This is a genomic window from Pseudomonas folii, assembly GCF_014357575.1.
Classification (GTDB): domain Bacteria; phylum Pseudomonadota; class Gammaproteobacteria; order Pseudomonadales; family Pseudomonadaceae; genus Aquipseudomonas; species Aquipseudomonas folii.
Map to the genome: position 1 here is coordinate 20,464 of NZ_JACONW010000021.1, position 26,351 is coordinate 46,814.

Genomic DNA, 26,351 nt, shown 5'->3' on the forward strand with positions numbered 1-26,351 from the left:
AAGGGCGCAACCAATATCAACCCATAACGCGGTAACGGATATGTACACAAGAATTTCTGCATGAAAGTTGTGTAGATACCTATGCCAATCGTGGTGAAGCCTGAACAGAGGCCTGTTCAGGCTTCACTCGATATTTACCAGTGACGCGAGAGAAACTGCGCCGCTTGCCGGAAGTAGCTGCCCACTTCGGGCACCAGCCCGCCCATCCTCAGAAAGTCATGGGTCATGCCATGACACAGCTGCGCGTGCACCGAGACGCCCTGTTCACGTAACGCCTCGGCATAGGCCAGGCCCTCGTCCAGCAGCGGGTCGTATTCCGCGGCATACAGCAAGGCAGGCGCACTGCCGCGCAATGCATCAGCCGCATACAGCGGTGAACAACGCCAGTCATGACGCTGTGCCAGATCCGCTGCGTAGTGCTGATAGAACCAGTCCAGGCTGGCGGTTTCCAGCAAATAACCTTCCGCAAACAGCTCTTGAGATTCGCTGCGCCGGGTTGCGTCAGTTGCCGGATAGAACAGCAACTGCGCTCGCGGCTGCGGCCCGCCCTCGCTGGCCAATTGGGCGGCCAGCACACTGGCCAGAGTGGCCCCGGCACTGTCACCGGCGACAGCAATGCGCTTCACGTCGAGGCCGTAAGACGCGGCATTCTTTTGCAGCCAGTCCCAGGCGTCGCGGGTGTCATCCAGCGCTGCCGGGAATGGCGCTTGAGGCGCCAGCCGGTAACCCAGTGCAAGCACCGCACAGCCACAGGCCTGGGCCAGCGAACGGCACAGACCATCGTGAGAATCCAGACTGCCCACCGTGTAACCGCCCCCATGCAGATACAGCAACACCGGCCTGGGTGCCGACGCGTCGGATACCGGTTGGTACAGACGCGCTGGCAATTCATGCCCTTGCCGCCCAGGCAACAGCAAATGCTCGACCGGCATCAGCGGCGCACTGGCCTTGAGCGCCTGCGAAGAGGCTTCGAACTCTTCACGCGCCTGCGCGACGCTCAGCTCATGAAGCGCCGGACGTCCGGCCTGGCGGCCTTCGTCAACCATATCGAGAAAGGCAGAAATATCCGGGTGCAACATACTCACCTCGTTAACTAGTGTTCGGCTCATACCGGCATCTGCTCGCGTTCAGCGACCTGTGCGCAACAGTGCTGGATCAGGCCTTGCAGTTCCTGGCGGTACAACGCCATCAGTTGTTCGACGGTCGTGGTGCGGAACACTCGACTACTGAACAGACAACGTAATGCCAGCTCACCGTCGTAAACCTGACCGATGATCTCCAGCCAGTTGTTCAGCGGTGCACTGGCCGCATACGCATCGCCGGGACGCTCCTGCAGCGGCGCAAACAGCGCCTTGTCATCAAAGCTCTGGTCGAATTGCCCCAGGTAGTTGAAGGTCACACGCGGTTGCACCCTGCCTGCCAGCAAGCGGCGCGTCTGGGCATCACCCAGGTAACGCAGCACGCCATGCCCGATACCTTTATCAGGCACCGCACGCAGTTGCTCGCGAGTGGCAACAACCGACTCGGCATAACCGCCCTGCCCCGGCGTCAGGCGCAACGGGAACAGACTGGTGAACCAGCCAAGCGTGCGACTGTGATCCAGGCCTTCGAAAATGTCCTCGCGGCCATGGCCCTCAAGACCGAGCAACACCGACTCGCTGTCACTGAAGCGACACAGCACGCGGCCCAGCGCCGTGAGCAGCAAATCGTTGATCTGCGTGCGGTACGCCTCGGGTGCAACTTTCAGTAATTGCGCCGTCAAGTCGCGGTCCAGGCGTAACTGCACCTGTTGCATATGCGCTACGCGCTGGCTGCCACGCGGGTTGTCCGGCGACGGTTCGCCCAGGCCCGCAGGCTCGGTCTGTTCCAACCAGTACGGCAGCTCGGCCAGCAGACGCGGATGCGCAGCATACTCGCGCAGACTTTGCGCCCAGGCCCGATAGCTGCTGGTACGCGCACTGAAGCGCGGCTCCTGGCCGTTACACAGCTGCGTATAAGCCTGTTGCAGGTCTTCAAGCAGAATCCGCCACGAGACACCGTCGATACCCAAGTGGTGAGCCACCAGCAACAGTCGTTGACTGCCGTCGGCCAACTCACTGTAAACCGCCCGCAGCAAACGTCCGTTGGTAATGTCCAGACTGCGCTGGGCCTGGTTGGCAATCGCCAGCGCGGCCTCGCTGTCCAGTGCGTCACGCAGCCACAACACCGGGTCGGCGCGCAGTCCGTCCTGCAGTTCGCTCAGCTCGCAGTAGCGCTGGCGCCACTGGCCATCGTTGCCGCGAACAAACGCCAGGCGCAGGCTGGCGTGCTCGCTGAGTATCGCTTGCAACGCCGCAGCCAGATGCACCACGTCCAGCGGTTCTCGGCACTGCAAGAGGATCGCCTGGTTGAAGTGCTCAGGTGCTTGCAGGTCCTGCTCGAACAACCATTGCTGAATCGGGATCAGCCCGAACGCTTCATCACCGACACTTTCGGCCACCGCCTGTGGCTCGGCAGCACCCGCTTCGGTGCTCTCTTGGGCACGTTCCAACAGACCGGCAATGGTCTGGTATTGCAGAAGATCACGCAGACGGATCTCAAGCCCAAGGCCTTCGGCCTGACGCACCCGGGAAATCACTTGCAGACTGAGAATCGAGTCGCCACCCAGATCGAAGAAGTTATCGTGAATGCCGACTTGCTCAACCTGCAGCACCTCTTGCCAGATCGCGGCCAGAACCTGCTCGGTGGCATTACGCGGTGCAACATACGAGCTGCCGCTGTTCCATTGCGGCTCCGGAAGCGCTTTGCGGTCGAGCTTGCCGGCAGGCGACAACGGCATGCGCTCCAGCAGCATGACCTGCACCGGCACCATGTAGTCCGGCAGCCGTGCGCGCAGGTAACTGCGCAAGTCGTCGCCACTCAGCGCAACGCCTGGGTGGTTGACCACATAGCCGATCAGTTGCTTGCCGCTATGGCCGTCGCGGGCGACGACCAGCGCTTCACGAACCTGCGGGTGCTCCTGCAAACGCGCTTCGATTTCCCCGAGTTCGATACGGAACCCGCGAATTTTCACCTGATGATCGATACGCCCGACATAGTCGATCACGCCATCGACGCGGCCACGCACCAGATCGCCTGTGCGGTACAAGCGGCCGCCGTCTGTGCTGAACGGGTCAGCCACGAAACGCTCGGCAGTCAAGTCCGGACGCTGATGGTAACCGCGAGCGAGACCTTCGCCACCGATGTACAGCTCACCCGCCACACCTAATGGCACCGGGCGCAGGTCCGGATCGAGGATATGCAGTTGACGTGCACCTACGCTTTTACCAATCGGCGCGTACGCCGCATCGCAAGCCGTGTTTGCGTCGGCTTTCCAGAGCAGCGGGGTCACCACCGTTTCGGTTGGCCCGTAACCGTTGGTGATGCACTGTGGACGCAGCGCCTTTTTGGCCAGTTCAAAGCTGGCGTTTGGCACAGCATCACCACCGAAGCAGTAGATCCGGACCGGCGGCGGATTACCGTCACGCAGGGCGTGCTCGGCCAGTTGTTGCAGATAGGCCGGAGGGAAGGCAACCACATCAATGCGCTGTTCGTGCAACACCGTGTAGACCTGCTCCGGTGTCCACAACTCTTCACCACGCAGCACCAGACTGCCACCGTGTACCAGCGTGGTCAGCCAGCGCTCGTGAGCACCGTCGAACGCGAACGACATGAAGTGCAGCTCGCGGGTCGAGCTGTCCATTTCGTATAGCTCGCCAATCGCGGCACAATGCATCGCCAACGGTCCATGGGCCACGCTGACGCCCTTCGGCTGCCCCGTGGAGCCTGAGGTGTAAATGATGTAAGCGAGGTTTTCAGGCTCCAGTTTTACCGACGGCAGATCACTGCGTTCGGTGCTCAGATCCAGCGTGTCGAGCTCCAGACACAGCACGCCGTCGGGCAGCGGCAAGCGCTCACGCAGTCGGCTGTCGGTAATCAGCAACGCAATTCCGGCATCGGCCATCTGGAACGCCAGACGCTCACGCGGGTAATCCGCGTCGAGCGGCACGTAAGCCCCGCCCGATTTGAGCACCGCCAGCAGTGCCAGCGGAATCGCAACCCCGCGAGGCAGCACCACGCCGACCCGCACTTCCGGCCCGATACCCAGGCTGATCAAATGATGCGCCAATTGATTGGAGCCAAGCTCCAGCGCGGCGTACTCGAGCTGTTCTGTGCCACACAGCAAGGCAGTTGACGACGGACGCAGGCGCGCCTGATCTGCAATCGCCAGATGCACCGGCGGCGCCGGCAAGCGAGCCTGATGCGGGCCACAGCAATTGCTCAGAGCACTGCGATCAGCCTCGGACAGGCATTGTGGATCGCCAATGAAGCGCGCTTGACCAGCGACCATGGCGTCGAGTATCTGCTCCATGTTGCCGCGAATCCGCTCGACCGCCACCGCATCGAAATGGCTGCGCAGGTACTGGTACTCAATCTCCAGGCCTTCACCCACACGTATGGCCAAATCCATCGGCACATTGGTTACGTCTTTCAGGCTCAGCTCGCCAAAGCGCGGGCCGTTACCGGCACCACGGCGCAGAGCCTCGTCTACCGGATAGTTCTCGAACACGATGATGCTGTCAAACAAGGCCTGACCGCTGTGTCCGGCCCAACGCTGAATGTCATACAGCGGCGTGTGTTCAAACTCGCGTACCTCTGCGTTGTAAGCCTGCAACTGACGCAGCCATTCGCCCAAATCATCCTGAGCCTGGGGGGCCTGGGCAATCGGCAAGGTATTGATGAACAGCCCGAGCAGGCTGTCGATACCCGGCAATTGTGCCGGACGCCCGGCCACCGTGGCACCGAAGACCACCTGTTGCTGCCCGGTATAACGCTGCAACAGCAGCAGCCAGGCACTTTGCAGCAAGGTATTGAGGGTGATGCGCTGGCTGCGCGCATAGGTTTTCAAGCGCTCGGTGGCCGTCGCATCGTAGTGGCTGTAACTCAGGCCGTGCCCCTCACCTTCGGCCGGGCGCGACAGACTGTCGGCAAGCAGTGTCGGCTGCTGCACCTGGGCCAGGCGGGCACGCCAGAACGCTTCGGCTGCCACCCCATCCTGGCGTTGCAGCCAGCCGATGTAGTCCGCATAGCGCGCACTGACGGCTGGCAATTCAGCGCCTGCATACAGTTGCAGCACCTCTTTGATCAGTTGCGCGCCACTCCAGCCGTCCATCAGCAAGTGATGAGTGGTCCAGATCAAATGCTGGCGACCCTCGCCCAGATCAATCAGCGTCAGGCGTTGCAGTGGCGGCCGAGCCAGGTCGAAACCTTCCAGACGATCCGCTTCGGCAAAGGCGACGATATCCTGCACATCGTCACGCAGGCGCAACTGCGCCGGGGCCGTGGCATACACCACCTGCAACGGTTCACGCAGGCCGCTTTGCCAGATGAAGCCACTGCGCAGCGTGTCATGGCGAGCCACGGCGCGGCGCCAGGCCTGGGCGAAACGTGTGCTGTCGAGCCCCTCGACCGGTACGCTGATCTGATTGACGTACAGCCCTGATCCAGGATTGTCCAGCGCATGGAACAGCATGCCCTGCTGCATGGGTGACAGCGGATAGAGGTTCTCGACCTGAGTCAGGTCCAGTCCCAGCTTCTCGATCTGCCCAGCGTCCAGACGCGCCAGCGGGAAGTGCCCCGTTTGTGCAGCGGTCGAGTCGCTGACGCTGCTAGTTACAGGCGCGCCCACAGCAGTGATCACCTGCGCCAGCTGCGCGACGGTTGGGTGCCCAAACAGTTGTCGCGGGCTGAGTTGCAGCCCGGCCTGACGTGCGCGGCCAGCCAACTGGATAGACATGATGGAGTCGCCGCCCAGCTCGAAGAAGTTGTCGTCGATGCCGACCTGTTGCAGCCCCAGCACCTGCTGCCACAGCTGGGCCAAATGCTGTTCCAGCTCGCTGCGCGGCGCCTGATAACGCTTTTGCAAACTGCTGAAATCCGGGTCTGGCAAGGCCTTGCGGTCGAGCTTGCCATTCGGCGTCAGTGGCATGCGCGCCAACACCGTTACCTGCGCAGGCACCATGTAATCCGGCAGTTGAGCCTGCAACGCAGCGCGCAGCGCCTCCGGCCCAGGAGCGGCTTCGCCGTCAGCGACAACGTAGCCCAGCAGTTGCTTGCCCAATGAGGTTTCGCGGGCAATCACTACCGCTTCACGCACACCGTCGCACGCCAACAGGCACGATTCGATTTCGCCCAGTTCGATACGGAAACCACGCACCTTGACCTGATGGTCGATACGCCCGAAATACTCCAGCACACCGTCCTGACTCCAGCGCGCCAGATCACCAGTGCGGTACATGCAACCGCCCTGCGCATTGAACGGATCTGCTACAAAGCGCTCGGCAGTCAGCCCCGGCCGTGCGTGATAACCACGCGCCAGGCCGTCACCGGCGATGTAGAGCTCCCCGGCGACACCCGCTGGCAGCGGTTGCAGTGCAGCGTCCAGGACGTAGAGCTGGGTGTTGGCAATCGGCTTGCCGAGCAACGCCCGACCGCCATGAGGGATACGCCAGGCCGCAGACCAGATGGTGGTTTCGGTCGGGCCATAAAGGTTCCACAGCTCATCCGCCTGGGCACTGAGCACTGCTGCCAACTCGACCGACAGCGCCTCACCACCGCAGAAGAAACGACAGCCCTGCAGGCGCGAGAAATCCTCATGGGCGCTGAGCAGCGTCCAGGTCGACGGCGTCGCCTGAATCACCGTCACACCTTTTTCCAGCACAGTGGCCAACAGCCGCGCCGGGTCTCGGGCGCAATCACGGTCCACCAGTTGCACGCTGCCACCGACCAGCAACGGCAGGTACAGCTCCAGGGCGAAAATGTCGAAGGACAGCGAAGTCAGCGCCAGCACCCGGTCGCGGGCCGTCAGGCCCGGTTCCCGAGCCATGCTTGACATAAAGTTGACCACCCCGCCATGACGCACGGCCACGCCTTTGGGCTTGCCGGTGGAGCCGGAGGTGTAGATCACATACGCCAGGTCGTCGATGTTCACTGGCCGTTGCAATTCATCCGGGCGCAGATCGTGCTCGGCCAGACTGCCCAACTGCGACCAGTCGCGGTCCAGGCAGAACACCTGCGCCTGGCGGTCCGGCAGTTCGCTCAATAAATGCTCTTGGGTCAACAGCAAGCGCACTTGGCTATCGGCCAGCATGTGCGCCAGACGCTCGGCAGGGAACTCAGGATCCAGCGGCACATACGCAGCGCCAGCCTTGAGCACCGCCAGCAACGCCACCGGCAACTGCACGCTACGTTCCAGTGCAACGCCGACCGCACAATCAGGGCCTGCACCCTGAGCACGCAACCAGCGGGCCAGACGATTGGCGCGGGCGTTCAACTGCGCGTGGCTAAGCCGGGTACTGCCATCGTCCAGTGCCAGCGCCTGGGGATTGAGCGCAGCCTGTTGCTCGATCAACTGATGCAGACAGGCCTGACGCGGGTAGTCCATGGCGCTGGCGTTGAAATCACGCAGCACGCGCTGACGTACGCTGCTGTCCAGCAAGCCGATTTCGCCCAGCGGCTGGCGACCGTCGGCACAGAACTGCCAGAGCAGGTGCAACAGTTGGTCGCCGATGCTCTGCACGGTGTCCGCGTGGAAATGGCTGCAACGGTAGTCAAAGTTCAAGCGCAGTCGCTCGCCCTGAGCAACCATCAGCGTCAACGGGTAGTTGGTGTTTTCCTGCGCCTGCATGCCGGAAAAACTCAAACCACCAGGAGCCTGACGCAAGGCCTCGGCAACCGGATAGTTTTCGAACACCAACAGGCTGTCGAACAGCGCTTCGCCGCCTTGAGCAAATGCGCGCTGGATGCTGCTCAGCGGCGTATGTTCGTGTTCGCGCAGTTGCAGGTTCTGCACCTGCAAAGCTTGCAGGAAATCTGCCAGTGGCTGTTCGTCGCACAGGCTGACCACCACCGGCAGGCTGTTGATGAACAGGCCCAACTGTTGCTCGATCCCGGCCAGCTCAGCCGGACGCCCGGCCACGGTCGCGCCGAAAACCACGGTGGCCTGGCCACTGTAGCGCTGCAGCAGCAACGCCCAGGCCGCCTGCAACACGGTGTTGACGGTGACTTTATGCTGACGGGCAAACGCACTCAAGCGTGCGCCCTGCGCAACGGTCAACAAGTGCTGTACCTGACCAAAACCGTCCTGCGCAGGGCTCTGCGGCACACATTCTGCCAAGCGGGTCGGCGCGTCCAGCACCGCCAGTTGCGTCTGCCAGAAAGCCTCGCTGGCGGCCACATCACGGCCTTGCAGCCACTGAATGTAATCGCGGTAATGACCACTGGGTGCGACGGTTTGCCCGGCGTAGCGCTGCAACACTTCGGCAAACAGCTGCGCGTTGCTCCAGCCGTCCATGAGGATGTGGTGATGGGTATAGATCAACTGGTGACGCCGCTCGTCACAACGCACCAGCACCAGCCGTAACAGTGGCGGTTGATCAAGGGCAAAACCTGCGGCGCGTTGCGCTTCAGCCAGCGCATCGAGGGCGCTGGCCTGATCGTCGCGATGGCGCCAGTCGAGTACTTCCAGCGGCAGTTTGAGTTGCCGATGAATCAATTGCAGCGGTTGCGCCAGACCTTCCCAAAGGAAGCTCGCACGCAAATTGTCGTGGCTGTCCAGCGCAGCCTGCCAGGCCGTACGGAAGCGCTCGGCATCAACACCGTCGATGTCGACGCGTAACTGGTTGACGTAAACCCCACCCTCGTTTTCATACAAGGCATGGAACAGCATGCCCTGTTGCATCGGTGCCAGCGGATAAAGGTCTTCGATTTGCCGAGCGGCCAGCGGCAAGGCATCAAGCTGCGTTTGCTCCACGCCTGCCAACGGGAAGTCAGACGGTGTCACACCGCCCGCGCCTTCCTCCAGGCACAGTGCAATCAAACCCTGCAATTGCTCGACATAAGACTGGGCCAGCGCCTCGATGGCTGTGTCATCGAACATCGCTGTGCTGTACGTCCAGCGCAGGCTCAACTTGCCGCCAAAGACTTGGCCGTCAACGCTCAACCAGTTGCTCAGCGCACCCTCGGCATCACGGTTGGCGCCCGATTTTTCGCTGGCAGGCTGGAACAAGGCATCGCTGCCAAAACTGTGGTCAAACTGCCCCAGATAGTTGAACGTAACCCGCGCCTGCGGCAGTGCGGCAAAGCTTTGCCCTTCGCCACCCAGGTAACGCAGCAGACCATAGCCCAGGCCACGCTGCGGTACGCCACGCAGTTGTTCCTTGACCGACTTCAGCGTTGCTATCGGCTCACCACCGTCGTGCAGGCGCAGGGCAAACAGGCTGGTGAACCAGCCGACCGTGCGGCTTAGATCGAGGTCGTCGAACAGTGCTTCGCGGCCATGTCCTTCGAGCTGCACCAGCGCCGAGGTTTCGCCCGTCCAGGCGCACAGACTGCGGGTCAGGGCGGTGAGCAGCAGATCGTTGACTTGCGTGCGAAACACCGCAGGGGCCTGCTGCAACAAGGCGGCGGTGGTCGCGGCGTCCAGTTCGACACTGTGCGTGCGCGCATGGCGGCCGCTCAGGCTGGCCTGTGGGTCACGCGCTGGTAAATCACCGCTCGGACCTTGCAGGCTGGTCTGCCAGTATTTCAGTTCGGCGCTCATTTCGGCGCTGTGGGCATGGGCCGCCAGTCGCTCGGCCCATTGCTGGAACGAGCTGCTGCGCGGTGGCAGTTGCACGCTGACTCCGCTCGCCAGTTGCCGGTAAGCCGTCTGCAGGTCTTCAAGCAATATTCGCCAGGAAACGCCATCCACCACCAGGTGATGAATCGCCAACAGCAAGCGCTGGCTGCCATCGGCCAAGTCCACCAACAGCGCACGCAACAGTGGGCCCTGGCTCAAATCCAGGCTGCGCTGGGCCGCCTCGCAGTGCATCAGCAATTCGTCGGCATCTGCGGCCTGACGAATCCACAGCAACTCGGGATCCTGTTCGTAGACGGCATATTCGGCACTGCTCGGCTCATCGCCGAAACGCAGGCGCAAACCATCATGCAGTTGGCAGACGTGCCCGAGGGCGCGCGCCAGCACGGCGCTGTCCAATGGTTGCTGGCAACCGAGCAATACCGACTGGTTCCAGTGTGCGCGGTGTGGCAGTTGCTGTTCGAAGAACCAGTGCTGGATCGGCAGTAACGGCGTGCGGCCGCTGGCCGGTGCGTTGACCACGGCCACACTGTCACCCTGACGCGCAACAGCGGCCAGGGCTTTCAGGGTCTGGTGCAGGAACAGGTCTTTCGGGCTCAGTTGCAAGCCGGCCTGGCGGGCACGGCTGACCACCTGAATCGAGACAATCGAATCGCCGCCCAACTCGAAGAAATTGTCGTCGATACCGACCCGTTCAATGCCCAGAACCGACTGCCAGATCTCTGCCAGCAGGGTCTCGCGCTCATCACGCGGGGCCTGGTATTGCTTCTGTTGCTGGCTGAAGTCAGGCTCCGGCAAGGCCTTGCGGTCCAGCTTGCCGTTAGGCGACAGCGGCATGGCGGGCAGCACTAGAATCTGCGCAGGCACCATGTATTCCGGCAGGTGCTCCAGCAGTTCACGGCGCAGGCTTTCGCTGTCATTGCCTTCAGTGCCATGAGCCACCACATAGCCCACCAGTTGCTTGCCTTGCGGCGTGTCGCGGGCAATCACCACGGCCTCTTCGACCGATTCCAGCCCTTGCAGGCGGGCTTCGATTTCACCCAGTTCGATACGCAATCCGCGGATCTTCACTTGATGATCAATACGCCCGACGTATTCGATGGCGCCGTCTGCACGCCAGCGAGCCAGGTCGCCGGTGCGATACAGCCGTTCGCCCGCGGTGAAGGGGTCGGCCACGAAACGCTCGGCGGTCAGCCCCGGACGCAGGTGATAACCCCGCGCCAGGCCCACGCCACCGATGTACAACTCGCCCGCTACACCTTGCGGCACGGGTTCCAGGAACGCATCAAGGATGTACAGCCGCAGGTTGTCGATAGGTCGGCCAATCGGCACCTGATGCCGATCATTTTCTTCGTCGCACGCCCAGTAGCTGACGTCGATGGCCGCTTCGGTCGGGCCATAGAGATTGTGCAGCCGTGCACTGTGGCGTTGACGGAACTGCTGTTGCAGCTCGTAAGGCAGAGCTTCGCCGCTGCACATCACCTGTTTCAGTGATGGGCAGTGTTCCAGCTCGCCGGAGATGACAAAGGCTTGCAGCATCGACGGCACGAAGTGCAGCACGCTGACCTGACCTTCGTTGATCACACGACGCAATTCCAATGGGTCACGATGAGCACCCGGCTCTGCAACCACTAGCGCAGCGCCGGTCAGCAACGGCCAGAAGAACTCCCAGACCGACACGTCGAAACTGAACGGGGTCTTTTGCAGGATGCGGTCGGTGTGATCCAACTGATACGCCTTCTGCATCCAGTGCAGACGGTTGATCAGCGCCGCATGGCTGTTGCCTGCACCCTTGGGTTTGCCGGTGGAGCCGGAGGTGTAAATCAGATACGCCAGGTTCTGCGGGCTGCCCAGGGTTGGCAGATCGCTGGCGTCCAGCGCCTGCAACTCAGACCACTGGCTGTCCAGGCAGAAGGTCTGCGCGGCACTGGCGGGCAATTGCTCAAGCAGGTGCTGCTGGGTCAGCAACAGTTGCACACCGCTGTCGCCGAGCATGTGTTCCAGACGTTCACGCGGGTAGTCCGGGTCCATCGGCACGTAAGCACCACCGGCCTTGACGATGGCCAGCAAGGCCAGCACCAGTTCCAGCGAACGTTCCGCGCACACACCGACCAGCACATCCGGGCCTACACCCTGCTCACGCAGCCAACGAGCCAGTTGGTTAGCGCGTGCGTTGAGTTCGCGGTAGCTCAGTTGCTGATTGCCGAACTGCACCGCCAGGGCATCCGGCGTTGCAGCGACTTGCTGTTCGATCAGGCTTTGCAACTGCACCTGATCAGGGAAGTCAGTGGTGGTGTCGTTCCAGCCGTGCAGCAACTGTTCGCGATCATTGCCCGAGAGCATGGGCAAGCGGCCGACTGCCTGGCGTGGATCATTGAGCAGCGCCTGCAACAGGTGCAGGAAATGCTCGCGCATCTGCGCAATGCTCGCAGTATTGAACAAATCGGTAGCGTAGCTAAGCTGACCGCGCACCCGGCCATCACGGCTCTCTTCGGTGCTCAGCATCAGGTCGAACTTGGCGATGCCAACGTCCAGTTCGAGGCTTTCCAGGGTCAGCCCGCGACCATCGGCTGAAGGCAGTTCGCGCAAGCCGTCGCGCTGACTCGGCAAATGGTTGTAGGCCACCTGAAACAAAGGGTTGTAGCTGAGGCTGCGCTCTGGCTGCAAAACCTCCACCAGACGCTCGAACGGCAAGTCCTGATGGGCCTGGGCCCCGAGTACCGCCTGACGGGTGCGGTCCAGAAACGCGACGAAGGTTTCGTGCTCATTCATCTCCGTGCCCAACACCTGAGTGTTGACGAAGAAACCGATCAGCCGTTCGCTCTCCCCCCGACCACGGTTGGCCACAGGCACACCGACCCGCAGCTCACGCTGGCCGCTGTAACGAAACAGCAGCACCTGATACGCCGCCAACAACAGCATGAACAGCGTTGCGCCCTGGCTGCGAGCCAGTTCGCGCAGGCCGCTGCTCAAGGCTGCCGGCAACTGGAAGTCCAGCGCCGCACCTTGGTAGCTCTGCACTGCCGGGCGTGGGCGGTCACTGGGCAGGGTCAGCACCAGCGCTTCGCCGCCCAATTGCCGGGTCCAGTATTCCAGTTGACGGTCGCCCTCACCAGCAGCCATCCACAAGCGCTGCCATCGCGCATAGTCGGCGTACTGAACCGGCAAGGCTTCCAGTTGCGCCGCCGCACCGCTGACGTGCGCGGTATACAGGCTGGCGAACTCGTCGGTCAGCACCCCCATCGACCAGCCGTCAGAGACGATATGGTGCAGTGTCAGCAGCAGGATGTGTTCGCGGGCATCGAGCCGAATCAGCGCCAGACGCAGCAGCGGCCCAGTGCTCAGATCAAAGGGTTGCCGCGCCGCGTGCTCCAGTTGTTCACGGGCACGTGCCTCGCGCTGTTCAACGGGCAGCGTGCTCAGATCAAAACGTTGCAGCTGCGGTTCAAGGCTCGGCAGTATCACTTGGACAGCTTGCGAGCCATGCTCCCCCTCTACTTCGCGAAACAGCGTGCGCAGGCTTTCGTGGCGGGCGATCAGGGCCGCAAAACTGTGTTGCAGCGCCCCTTCGTCCAGCTCACCGCGCAGCCGCACCGCCGCCGGGATGTTGTAGGCCGCGCTGTGCGGTTCCATCTGCCACAGAAACCACAAGCGGCTTTGCGCAGCCGACAACGGTGCCTGCTCACAGGGCTGACGCACAATCGGCAGGCGCTCCAGGCGCACACCTTTTTCGCCCAGTTGACGCAGGAAAATCAGCTGGCGGTCTTCCGGCAGAGCGGCCAGGCGTTCGGCAACTTGCTGCAACTTCTGTTGTTCGGTGTTACTCATCAAAAATTCTCCAACTCGCCCAGCAACTCGTCCATCAGGTCCAGATCAACCTGTTTATTTTGCGCAGCGTCAGGTTGAGCCTGCAGGTGAGCGGCCAACGCCTGGATGGAACTCAATTCGAACAATCGGTGCAGCGGCAACTCCACGTTCAGACGCTTGCGCAGGGTCATGCCGACCTGAGTGAGGAGCAGCGAGTGCCCGCCCAGTTCGAAGAAGTCGTCAGTGATGCCGACCTTTTCGATCCCCAGCACGCTCTGCCAGATCTCGACCAGTTGCTGCTCAAGTTCAGTGCCCGGCGCGACATAACCACGCGGACTGGAAGCGAACTCCGGTGCAGGCAAGGCCTTGCGGTCCAGCTTGCCGTTAGGCGACAGCGGCATGGCGGGCAGCACTAGAATCTGCGCAGGCACCATGTATTCCGGCAGGTGCTCCAGCAGTTCACGGCGCAGGCTTTCGCTGTCGCTGCCTTCAGTGCCATGAACCACCACATAGCCCACCAGTTGCTTGCCTTGCGGCGTGTCGCGGGCAATCACCACGGCCTCTTCGACCGATTCCAGTCCTTGCAGGCGGGCTTCGATTTCACCCAGTTCGATACGCAATCCGCGGATCTTCACTTGATGATCGATACGCCCGACGTATTCGATGGCGCCGTCTGCGCGCCAGCGAGCCAGGTCGCCGGTGCGATACAGCCGTTCGCCCGCCGTGAAGGGGTCGGCCACGAAACGCTCGGCGGTCAGCCCCGGACGCAGATGGTAGCCCCGCGCCAGGCCCACGCCACCGATGTACAACTCGCCCGCAACACCTTGCGGCACGGGTTCCAGGAACGCATCAAGGATGTACAGCCGCAGGTTGTCGATAGGTCGGCCAATCGGCACCTGATGCCGATCATTTTCTTCATCGCAGGCCCAGTAGCTGACGTCGATGGCCGCCTCGGTCGGGCCATACAGATTGTGCAGCTGTGCACTGTGGCGTTGACGGAACTGCTGTTGCAGCTCGTAAGGCAGCGCTTCGCCGCTGCACATCACCTGTTTCAATGATGGGCAGTGTTCCAGCTCGCCGGAGATGACAAAGGCTTGCAGCATCGACGGCACGAAGTGCAGCACACTGACCTGACCGTCGTTGATCACCCGACGCAATTCCAGCGGGTCGCGATGCGCGCCAGGCTCTGCCACCACCAGCGCAGCGCCGGTCAGCAACGGCCAGAAGAACTCCCAGACCGACACGTCGAAACTGAACGGGGTCTTTTGCAGGATGCGGTCGGTGTGATCCAACTGATACGCCTTCTGCATCCAGTGCAAACGGTTGATCAGCGCCGCATGGCTGTTGCCTGCACCCTTGGGTTTGCCGGTGGAGCCGGAGGTGTAAATCAGATACGCCAGGTTCTGCGGGCTGCCCAGGGTTGGCAGATCGCTGGCATCCAGCGCCTGCAACTCAGGCCACTGGCTGTCCAGGCAGAAGGTCTGCGCGGCACTGGCGGGCAGTTGCTCAAGCAAGTGCTGCTGAGTCAGCAACAGTTGCACACCGCTGTCGCCGAGCATGTGTTCCAGACGTTCACGCGGGTAGTCCGGATCCATCGGCACGTAAGCACCACCGGCCTTGACGATGGCCAGCAAGGCCAGCACCAGTTCCAGTGAACGCTCTGCGCACACACCAACCAGCACATCCGGGCCTACACCCTGCTCCCGCAGCCAACGAGCCAGTTGGTTGGCGCGTGCGTTGAGTTCGCGGTAGCTGAGTTGCTGATTGCCGAACTGCACGGCCAAGGCGTCAGGTGTGGCGGTGACTTGCTGTTCGATCAGGGTTTGCAGTTGCACCTGATCGGGGAAGTCAGTGGTGGTGTCGTTCCAGCCATGCAGCAACTGCTCGCGCTCAGACGCGGCCAGCATCGGCAAGTGCGCCAGTGCTTTCTCGGCGCTGTCACAGAAGCTCAGCAGCAGGCACTCGAAATGCTCGCGCAGACGCTCGACCTGGCTGGCGCAGAAGCGCTCGGAACGATAACCGTAACGCACATCCAGGCACTCACCGGCACTGGCGACCAGGGTCAGCGCGTAGTTGGTGGAGTCCACCGGTTGGTGACCGAGGATACGCAGGCCGTCTTCGCCTGACGCCGAATGCGTGAGCGCGGCATCCATCGGGAAATTCTCAAACACCAGAATGCTGTCGAACAATGCCTGACCACCACGCCCGGCCCAGCGCTGGATGTCGTACAGCGGGCTGTGTTCGAACTCGCGCACTTCCAGGTTGTAGGCCTGCAATTCACGCAGCCAGTCACCCAGTCCTTGAGCGGCCTGCGGTTGCTGAACGATGGGCAGGGTATTGATGAACAGCCCGAGCATGTCCTCGGCACCCGGCAAGTTGCCCGGACGCCCGGCCACGGTGGCCCCGAAGGCTACACGCGACTGACCGCTGTAGCGTTGCAGCAGCAACAGCCACGCCCCTTGCAACAGGGTATTGAGGGTCACGCGCTGTTGCTGGGCAAACTGCTGCAAACGCTGGCTGGCTGCAGCATCGAACTGGCTGCGCACCTCGCGAGTCGGTTCGACGACATAGCTGCCCGCGCAGGCGGTTGCCAACAGCGTCGGCTCGTCGAAATCAGCCAGACGCTGACGCCAGAAGTGCTCACCGAGGCTAGCATCCTGCGCTTGCAACCAGGCGATGTAATCACGGTAGCGGCCCGCAACCGGCGGCAGGCTGCTGCCCTGATAAGCGGCCAGCACTTCACCGATCAAACGTGCACTGCTCCAGCCGTCCAGCAACAGGTGATGACAGGTCCACAGCAAGTGAAAGCGCTGCTCACCGAGGCGTACCAGTGCCAGACGCTGCAAGGGCGGACGCGCCAGGTCGAAACCGCGTTGGCGCTGACTGTCGGCCAATGCGTCTAGCGCTACCCGGTCGGTACTGCGCTCGCGCCAATCGAAATGCTCCACCGGCAGTTCGGCGTGGCGCAATACGAACTGCAAAGGCACTTCAAGGCCTTCAGTCAGAAAGCCACTGCGCAGCGTGGCATGGCGGCTCAGCACCTGCTGCCAGGCAGCCACGAAGCGGGCTTCGTCGAGGTTGTCCAGGTCCACGCGCAGTTGGTTGACGTAGAGCGCCGAGCCCGGCACATCAAGGGCATGGAACAGCATGCCCTGCTGCATCGGCGCCAGCGGATACAAGTCTTCGAGGTTACTGGCGTCCACCGGCAAGCTGTCCAGCGTGGCCTGACCAAGGCCCGCCAGTGGCAGGTCACTTGGGGTCAGCGCCGGAGCGGCTTGCAGACAGTGCTGCAACAAACCTTGAAGCTCGGCCTGCAGCACGCTCAACAATTGGTCAATCAGTGCGGCGTCGAACATCTCGCGGCTGTAATGCAACTCCAACTGCAGACAACCGCCGAGCACTTTGCCGTTGAACACCAGCCAGTTGCCCAATTGCGCGTCATCGGCATGGCTGCGGCCGACCGACTCACTGGCCGGAAGGAATGCCGAATCAGTGAACTGCTGATCGAACTGTCCCAGATAATTGAAGGTCACTCGCGCTGGCGGCAGCTCTTGTAACTGGGCACCCAATGGACTGAGGTAGCGCAGCAAGCCGTACCCGATACCGGCACGCGGCACGCCACGCAACTGCTCTTTGATGGCTTTCAAAGAAGCACCGGCATCGCCTTGAGGACTCAGGCGCACAGGGTAAAGACTGGTGAACCAGCCCACGCTTCGGCTCAGGTCCAGTGCCGCCCCCTGATCAAAAGCATCGCGGCCATGGCCTTCCAGTTCGATCAGCGCCTGTTCGGCACCGCTCCAACTGCACAGCGCGCGGGCCAGTGCGGTGAGTAACAGGTCGTTGATCTGGGTGCGGTACGCCTGCTGAGCCGGGCCGAGCAGTTGCCGGGTAGCTTCGCTGTCCAGGCTGAAGCCTGAGTGTGCGGCTTCGCGCCAGGTGGTGCGAGCATCACTGCGCGACTGTGGCAAAGCCGGGGCGTCTTGCAGCTGCGCCTGCCAGTAACCCAGTTCGGCGTGCAACTCGGCGCTGTTGGCGAAGGCATGCTGACGCTGGGCCCAGGCCTGATAGCTGTCACTTTTAATCCGTGGCGTCGCAGTCTTGCCCGCCAACAATTGACGGTAGGCGCTTTCGAGGTCTTCCAGCAGCACCCGCCACGACACACCGTCTACCGCCAGGTGATGAATAACCAGTAACAGGCGCTCGCTGCCATCTTCCAGTCTGACATGCATCGCTCGCAGCAACGGACCTGCGTTCAGGTCAAGGCTGCGTTGCGCCTCGTCACACAGGCGTTCCAGAGTCTGCTCATCACTGGCACGGCGACGCCACAGCAGCGTCAGGTCCAGCAAACCCGGCTCGGCATAGACCTGCCGCACAGGCTGGGTGCGGCTGTCGAAGCGCAAGCGCAGGCTGTCGTGCTGACCGAGCAACCAGTGCAGCGCACGCTCCAGGCTGTCCAGATCTAGCGGCGACTTGGGTTGCAGCAAAATTGCCTGGTTCCAGTGATTGCGCTGGTCACTCTGGACCCGCTCGAAGAACCGCGCCTGCACCGGCGCCAACGGCAACTCGCCACTGACCGCCACGGCAGCTGCGGCGGCTGTCGCCACCGGTTTGGCCGGGCCGCGACTTTCCAGCCACTGCGCCAGTTGGCGAACACTCTGACGCTCGAAGAGCTGTTTGGGGCTGAGTTTGTAACCCAGCTTGCGGATACGCGAGATGATTTGCAGGCTGAGAATCGAGTCGCCACCCAGTTCGAAGAAGTTGTCTTCGGCACGCACCGTTTCAACCTTCAGCACGGCCTGCCAGATGGCGGCCAACTGGCTTTCCAGTTCGTTCATCGCCGCTTCCGGCGCACTGCCAGCCTCCACCACCGGGCCACGAGGCAGTGCCTGGCGATCAACCTTGCCGTTGGCAGTCAATGGAATGCTCGGCAGCAGCATCAACTGTGCAGGCAGCATGTATTCCGGAACTTGCTCCGCCAGTGCCTGACGCAGGCTTTCAGCGTCGCCGGCACTGCTGACGCACCATGCCAACAGGCGCAATGGCCCCTCGGCTTCGCGCTCGGCCAGTACCAGCGCAGCACTGACGCCGGGCAGCGCTTTCAGGGCTTGGGTAATTTCCCCCAGCTCAACCCGGTAACCACGAATCTTGACCTGCTCATCGAGACGTCCGAGGAACTCGATCAGGCCGTCATGGCGCAGGCGCACGCGGTCACCGCTGCGGTACAGACGCTCACCGTCGATGTGCACGAAATACTCGGCGCTCAACTCAGGCTGGCTAAGGTAGCCATCAGCCAGCCCGGCACCTCCAATCAACAGCTCACCCGGCACGCCAACCGGCAACGGGTTGCGGTACTCGTCGACAATCCGCACGTGGCAGTTGGGCAATGGCCGACCGATTGCCAGCGCGCCCAACGGCAGTTCGGCGTCCTGCAACAGCTCATGGGTCAGGACACCGACTGTCGCTTCGCTCGGACCATAGTGGTTGACGATGCGGCAAGCCGGTGCCAGTTCGCGCACCTGCTGCAGCAGGCTGCGGTCGCATGCCTCGCCCCCTACTACCAACAGTTGACGCGGCAGCAGCCGGGCTTCGGGCAGTGCGGCGAGCAAGCCACTGAGATGACCGGGAACAATCTTCAGTACATCCACCGCATGCTGTTGCATGAAGGCGGCAAAACATTCGGCATCCGCTACATCATCCTGGCTCGCCAGACACAGTCGGCCACCGGAGCACAACGCCCCGAACAGCGTGGTGTTGCCCAAGTCGGCGGCCACCGACGAGACCATCGCCATGCCCTGCCCGGCGCACAGATCCAAACGTGCCTGAATGCCTTGAACGTAGTTGGCCAAGGCGCCGTGGCTGACCACCACGCCCTTGGGTTGCCCGGTCGAACCGGAGGTGAAAATCACGTAGGCTGCGTTGGTAACATCGACAGGCAGTGACAGTGCGGCGTCGGAGAAACCGTCCTCGCTGCCAGCATCGACCAACAGTGCCGCATCACCGAAGCTGGTTAGCCATGCCGGATCACCCAGCAACACACAACGGGCGCCACTTTCGACCACGATACGTTGCAGCCGCGCCAACGGCAGCGCCGGGTCCAGTGGCACGTAAGCCGCCCCCGCCTTCATGACGCTCAACAACATCAGCACCCACTGGCTGCTGCGCGCCTGACACAGCGCCACGCGGTCGCCCGGTTGCACACCGGCGGCCTGCAAGCGTCGCGCCAGTCGATTGGTTGCAGCGTCAAGCTGGGCATAACTCAACTGACCATCCCAGGCCTGCACGGCAATCGCCTCTGGCCGTGTCACGACTTGAGCGGCGAACCCGGCCAGCACATCGCTGAACGGCCACTGCTGCAGTTCGCCGCGCAACTCGGCAGCCTCGCCCAATGCCGCCAGCGGCAGCTCGGACAACGGACCTGCCGGTGCTTCACAGAGACGAGCAAGCAGCTGGCGGAAGGTCTGCGCCATGGCCGTCACGCTCGGTGCATCAAACAAGTCGCTGGCATAGACAAAACTGCCGCGCAGCACGTTGTCCTGCCCTTCGGCCATGTCCAGCGCGAGGTCGAACCGTGCGCCGTATTGCTCTTCACTGAACAGCTCAAGCCGCAGGTCGCCGGCATTCGGCAGCACACTGACATCAAAGCCGAAGTTGAATTTCACCTGCACCAAAGGGTTATGCGCCAGGCTGCGCTCGGGCTGTAAGGCTTCTACCAGTTGTTCGAACGGCAAGTCCTGGTTGGCCTGGGCGCCGAGTGCCAGTTGACGGGTTTCGGCGAGCAGCGCAGCAAAGCTGGCTGAGTCGTCTATGTGGCACGGCATGACCTGAGTGTTGACGAAGAAGCCGATGAGGCCTTCGGTTTCCATCTGCTGCCGACTGGCCACCGGCACCGCAATACGCAGGTCACGCTGACCGCTGTAGCCCCTGAGCAAGACACCGTAAGCGGCCAGCAGCAGCATGAACAACGTCACGTCATGCGCTTTGGCCAACGCCTTGAGGCGAGTACCAAGCTCGCCGTCCAGTTCGAAGCCCAGGCTCGCGCCACGGTAGCTTTGTACGGCAGGACGCGGACGATCGGTCGCCAGTTCGAGCACGGTCTGGTCGGTGCCCAGACGCTCCTTCCACCAGGCAAGCTGCCGCGCGCCCTCGGCGCTGGCCAACAGTTCGCGTTGCCACTGGGCATAGTCAGCGTATTGCACCGACAGCGGAGCCAGAACCGGTTCGCGCTGCGCCGTGAATGCGCCATAAAGCTCACTGAACTCATTGACCAGTACCCGGATCGACCAGCCGTCGGAGACCATGTGGTGCATGGTCAACAGCAGCACGTGGTGATCGTCACCCAAACGAATGAGGCTTAGACGCAGCAACGGTCCCTCGCGTAAATCGAAGGGTTGCAGCGCTTCGGTTGCCGCCAATTGTCGTGCCTGCTGCTCAGCATCAACGACGCCAGACAGGTCATGTTCGACCAGAGGCAATGGTTGCGCGGACTCGATGACCTGGCATGGGTGGCCGTCGATTTCGTCGAAACGAGTACGCAAGGTTTCGTGGCGCTGTACCAGCGCATTGAAAGCGCGACGCAGCGCGGCAAGATCCAGCGCACCGCGCAAACGCAGCGCACCGGGCACGTTGTAGGCCGCGCTTTGCGGTTCCATCTGCCAGAAGAACCACAGGCGGCTCTGGGCGGGTGACAGCGGCATCGTGCCATTGCGCGGCAGGGCCCGTAGCTCTGGGTGAGTGCTGGTCGAGACGTCCTGGGCAGCCAGTCGCGCCGCGAACTCGTTCAACCGTGAGCATTCGAACAGGGTACGCAATGGGCATTCCAGGCCCAGGTCACGCTTGATCCGCGAAACCACCTGAGTCGCCAGCAGCGAGTGCCCGCCCAGATCAAAGAAATCATCCTGACGACCGACACGCGCCACGCCGAGCACTTCACTCCAGATCGCCGCTACCTGGCTTTCGAGGCCGTCCAGTGGTGCAACAAACTCGGCACCCTGCCCTTGGGGCTCGGGCAGCGCGTTGCGGTCCAGCTTGCCGTTGATGTTCAGCGGCAGGCTGTCGAGCAGCAGAATGTGTGCAGGCACCATGTAGTCCGGCACCTGATCGCGCAGTGCTGCTTTCAAGCTGTCGGTGCTCAATGACTGACCGCTGACGGCAGCCACGTAGCCTACCAGTTGCAGACCCTGTGCCGACTCACGGGCGCATACCGCCGCCGCATGAACGCCCGGCAACGCTTGCAGGCGCGCTTCTATTTCCCCGGGTTCGATCCGGAAGCCACGAATTTTTACCTGTTGGTCAACACGCCCCAGATAGTCCATGGCGTTGTCTTCACGCAGGCGAACCCGGTCACCGGTCCGGTACAAACGGCCGCCAGCAGCGCTGAACGGATCAGCAATAAAACGCTCGGCGGTCATTGCCGGACGCTGGTGATAACCCCGCGCCAAGCCTTCACCGCCGATGTAGAGCTCACCCGCGACGCCACGTGGCAGAGGCTGCAACTGGTCATCGAGAACGTACAGGCGACGAGCGCCGACCACTTCGCCAATCGGCGCATACGCCGCGCCGCACTTGGCGCTGGCATCGGCTTTCCACAAGAGAGGCGTGACCACTGTTTCGGTCGGGCCGTAGCCGTTGATCAGATGTTCGGCCTTGAGGTGCCACCGGGCCAGTTCGAAACTGGCTTCGGGCACGGCGTCGCCGCCAAAGCAATAGATCCGCATGCTCGGCACAGGGCCTTGGCGCGCGGCCTCCTCGGCCAACTGCAACAGGTAAGCCGGCGGGAAAGCCGCCACGCTGACCGAATGTTCACGCAGTTGATTCAGGGTTTGCTCGGCGGTCCACAGCTCGTCACCGCGAATCAGCACACTGGCCCCGTGCGACAGCGCCGTCAGCCAGCGCTCGTGAGCACCGTCGAACGCAAAGGACATGAAAATCAGCTCACGGTCGGCAGCGCTCATCGCATAACGCTGACCAATCGCCTGGCAATGCATGGCGATTTCGCCGTGGGCGACCGCCACCCCTTTGGGCTGGCCAGTCGAACCCGAGGTGTAGATCAGGTACGCGAGGTTTTGCGCCTCGACAGTCACTGCCGGGCGCTGCGTAGATTCGCGACTCAGGTCCAGTTGATCAAGCTCCAGACTCAGCACACCGTCCGGCAGAGACAACCGGTCGCGCAAGCTGCTGTGGGTCAGTACCCGGTGAATACCGGCGTCCTGTATCAACCACGTCAGACGCTCGCGCGGGTAATCGATATCCAGCGGTACATAGGCGCCACCGGCTTTCATGATCGCCAGCAGGGCGAGAGGGATTTCCACTCCACGCGGCAGGGCCACACCGACTAGCACTTCGGCGCCAATGCCTTGGGCGATGAGGTGATTCGCCAGTGCGTTGGAACGCGTTTCCAACTGGGTAAAGCTGAGCTGATGCTGCTGGTCAATCAGGGCTGGGCGGTCGCCCAGCGCCAGACACTGCTCGGCAATCCGCTCGCTCAGCGGAGTAAAAGCCTGCACTGGCCAATCGGCGGTGTCACGCCATTCGCTTTCAGGCAGCCAGGCCGAGGCCTGCAGTGGCTGATCAGCAGGCTGTTGCAGCAGGGTTTGCAGCAAGCGCCGGAAGTTACTCGCCAGACGGTTCATGCCGGCAGCGGCATAGCCCTCGCTGGCATAGCAGAAGTTCAGATGCAGGCCGTCCTGGCTTTCACGCACACGCAACACCAGATCGAACGGCGTTTGCAGGTCGATCTGCTCCAGCGCTTCGACCTGCAAGCCGCTGAGGTTGTCGGCGGCACGGGTTTGCCACTGATAATCGAAGGCCACCTGGCACAGCGGATGACGGCCGTGACCACGCTCCGGGTGCAAGGCCTCCACCAATTGTTCGAACGGCAAAGACTGATGCGCCTGCGCCTGCAGCACGTTGTCTCGCACCTGATGCAGCAGGTCTGCCAGGGTAAGACCTGCAGGCAGTTCGCAACGCAGAACCAGCAGATTAACGAAGAAACCTACCAACGCTTCGCTGTCCAGACTTTCGCGTCCCGCCTGGGTCAGGCCCACGCGCAAGTCGTGGGTTGCGCTATAGCGTTGCAGCAGCAGATTGAACGCCGCCAGCAACAGCATCGCCGGGGTGACGCCATGGCGCAGTGCCAACTGGCCGAGTTGCGCGCTCAGCTCAGCGCCCAGTTTGTCGTCTATAAACGCAGCACGTCGGCTTTGCTGTGGGTTGTAAGGCAGCGCATAAGGCAGCTCCAGCGGCACATGCCGGGTGCCGAGACGCTCTTTCCACCAGTGCAACTGACGCTCGCCCTCACCCGCTTGCAGTTGCTGGCGCTGGGCCTCGGCTACGTCCAGGTATTGGCGTGACAATGGCGCGATAGCGGCTACACGACCTTGCAGTCGCGCACTGTACAGCTCGGCGAACTCCCCGAGCAGCAGGTTCAGGGACCAGCCATCGGCCACGATGTGATGCACACACAGCAACAGCTGTTGCCGGTCAGTGTCCAGTTGCTGCACACGCAGACGCAGCAATGGGCCGCTGGCCAGATCGAACGGCTCAGCGATAAAGCGCTCGGTATCGGCACGGGCTTCGATTTCACGCTCGGCGTCGGCCAGGGAACCGAGGTTGACCTCGCTGAGCGGGACCGCACCGGGCGCGGCAAACTGCAGCGTTACCTCGCCGTCTTCAGACTCGATAAAACGGCTGCGCAGCACTTCATGCCGTTGCAACAAGGCCGCGAAAACCTCCTGCAACACGGTCAGATTGAGCTGACCACGCAGCCGCAAACGGCCGCCAATGTTGTACACCGCGCTGTGCGGCTCGAGCTTCCACAGGAACCACAAACGCTGCTGGGCAGCAGATGGCAGCAATAGGCCCTGACGGTCGAGCAGCACGACGGGTGCGACCGAGTGCTGCGGCTGGTTGCCCAGCGCGGCGACGAAAGCGTCCAGTTGTGGCGCCTCGAACAATAGGCGCAACTCCACTGCGTGACCTTGGCGTTCACGCAGTCGAGCCATCAGTTGCGCTGCCTTGATCGAGTTACCGCCCAAGGCAAAAAAGTTGGCTTCACGCTGCGTCACAGACGCATCCAGCACCTGCGTCCACAACTCGGCCATGGCCTGTTCGGCAGCACTGAGCGGTGCATTGTCCTGCTTTGCGTCGTCGAGCATCCGCCCGGCACGCTGTATGGCATAGCTGGCGACACTGCCGTCGGCCAGGCCCTGGCGACAGGCTGAACGTTGCAGTTTGCCGCTGGACGTTTTTGGCAAGGCACCCGGCTCAAGCAGCGCGATCAACACAGGGACTTCCTGAAAACGCTCTGCCACGGCCTCACTGATGGCCTTGATCAACGACTCTGCAGGCACCAGCTTGCGCACGCTACGGCCGATTTCTGCAGCGATGCCAATCCCTTCATTGCCATCATGTTCAATGGCGAACGCCGAAACACGACCCTTGCGCACCACGTCCACTTCTTCTTCAACGCAGCGTTCGAGATCCTGCGGGTACAGATTCTGGCCACGAATAATGATCATGTCTTTCAGGCGACCGGTGATAAACAACTCACCGCCGTGCATGAAACCCAGGTCGCCGGTGCGCAGCCAGACACGGCCGTCACGCTCGATGAAGCTCTTGGCAGTGGCTTGTGGGTTGCGCCAGTAGCCGCTGGCCACGCTCGGGCCAGAGCTCCAGACTTCGCCGACACCGCCCTCGGCTACCGGCTCAGTGCTGACCGGATCAACCAGCATCAACGGATGCTGTGGCTGGCCCCAGCCACAGCTGACCAGACGACTGCCGGAGCCCGGGCGACCGAGGTTATCGGCCAGCGCGTGGGTATCCACCTCAATCTGGGCAATACCTTGACCACGCCGACTGCCGCTGACGAACAACGTGGCTTCCGCCAGGCCGTAACTGGCGAACCAGGCGTTTTCGTCGAATCCGGCCACGGCAAACTGGTTGGCAAAGCGTTCCAGCGTGTCGGGACGGATCGGCTCGGAGCCGGAATACGCCAGTCGCCAGCAGCTCAGGTCGAGGCCTTTGAACGCGGATTCCTTGAGTCGCTCGCAGCACAGACGATAGGCAAAGTCAGGGCCGCCGCTGATGGTCCCCCGGTACTTGCTGATCGCTTCGAGCCAGCGCTGCGGCCGTTCGAGAAAGTAACGGGGCGACATCAATACGCAGGGAACGCCGCTGTAGATCGGTTGCAGCAGACCGCCAATCAAGCCCATGTCATGGAACAGTGGCAGCCAGCTGACCATCACATCGTCATCGCCAATCGACAGCCCGTGACGAATCAGCCGCTCATTGGCCAACAAGTTGCCCTGAGTGACCTGTACCCCTTTGGGAGTCGACGTGGAGCCAGAGGTGTATTGCAGAAAGGCAATGTCGTCGTCATGCAGCGTCGGTAGTTGCCATTGTTCGGCCAGCGCGCTCGGCACCTGATCGACCGCCAGCAGCAGTGACGACTCACCGTTGCTACGCTCGCAGGCTGGGCGCAGAGCCTCGATCAGAGTCGAATCGGTCAGTACCAGGCTCGGCTCGGCATCGTCGAGAATAGCGCGCAGGCGCATCAAATGCTGCGGGCGTACCGATTCTGGCGGATAGGCCGGAACGGCAATAATGTTCGCATACAGACAAGCGAAAAAGGCGGTGACGTAATCTGGACCACTCGGCAGCAACAACACCGCACGCGCTCCCGAAGCGGCATGCTGGCGCATCTGTACAGCCAGGGCTCGTGCACGCTCGTCCAGCTCCCGGTAACTGAGTGGTTGATCGCCGTCTTCGGCGATGAAACGCAGTGCGATCTTTTCAGGTGTCTGGCAGGCACGCTGCTGCAACACCTCAACCAGGTTGACGGCTTCGTAGGGGTCATTCATGGCATCACCTGTTATGGACGACGGGCAGTGGC

The 26,351-nt window shown here is 62.2% G+C and carries 3 protein-coding genes; all 3 read right to left on the reverse strand.

Going from position 1 to position 26,351, the window contains the following annotated elements:
• Positions 1-134: 134 nt before the first annotated feature.
• From H8S59_RS07075 to H8S59_RS07085, 3 genes are read right to left on the reverse strand one after another with little or no spacing between them, the layout of a single operon-like run.
• A complete protein-coding gene (locus tag H8S59_RS07075; RefSeq protein ID WP_187520947.1) occupies positions 135-1,109 on the reverse strand; it encodes an alpha/beta hydrolase in 975 nt (324 codons plus the stop codon).
• Positions 1,106-13,483, reverse strand: coding sequence for a non-ribosomal peptide synthase/polyketide synthase (locus tag H8S59_RS07080; RefSeq protein WP_187520948.1), 12,378 nt, complete (start codon positions 13,481-13,483; stop codon positions 1,106-1,108). The genes H8S59_RS07075 and H8S59_RS07080 overlap by 4 nt, the downstream gene beginning before the upstream one ends.
• Positions 13,483-26,319 carry a non-ribosomal peptide synthase/polyketide synthase gene (locus tag H8S59_RS07085; RefSeq protein WP_187520949.1) on the reverse strand — a complete coding sequence of 4,279 codons (12,837 nt, stop codon included), beginning with the start codon at positions 26,317-26,319 and terminating at the stop codon, positions 13,483-13,485. Before H8S59_RS07085 ends, H8S59_RS07080 begins: the two co-directional genes overlap by 1 nt.
• Positions 26,320-26,351 lie beyond the last annotated feature (32 nt).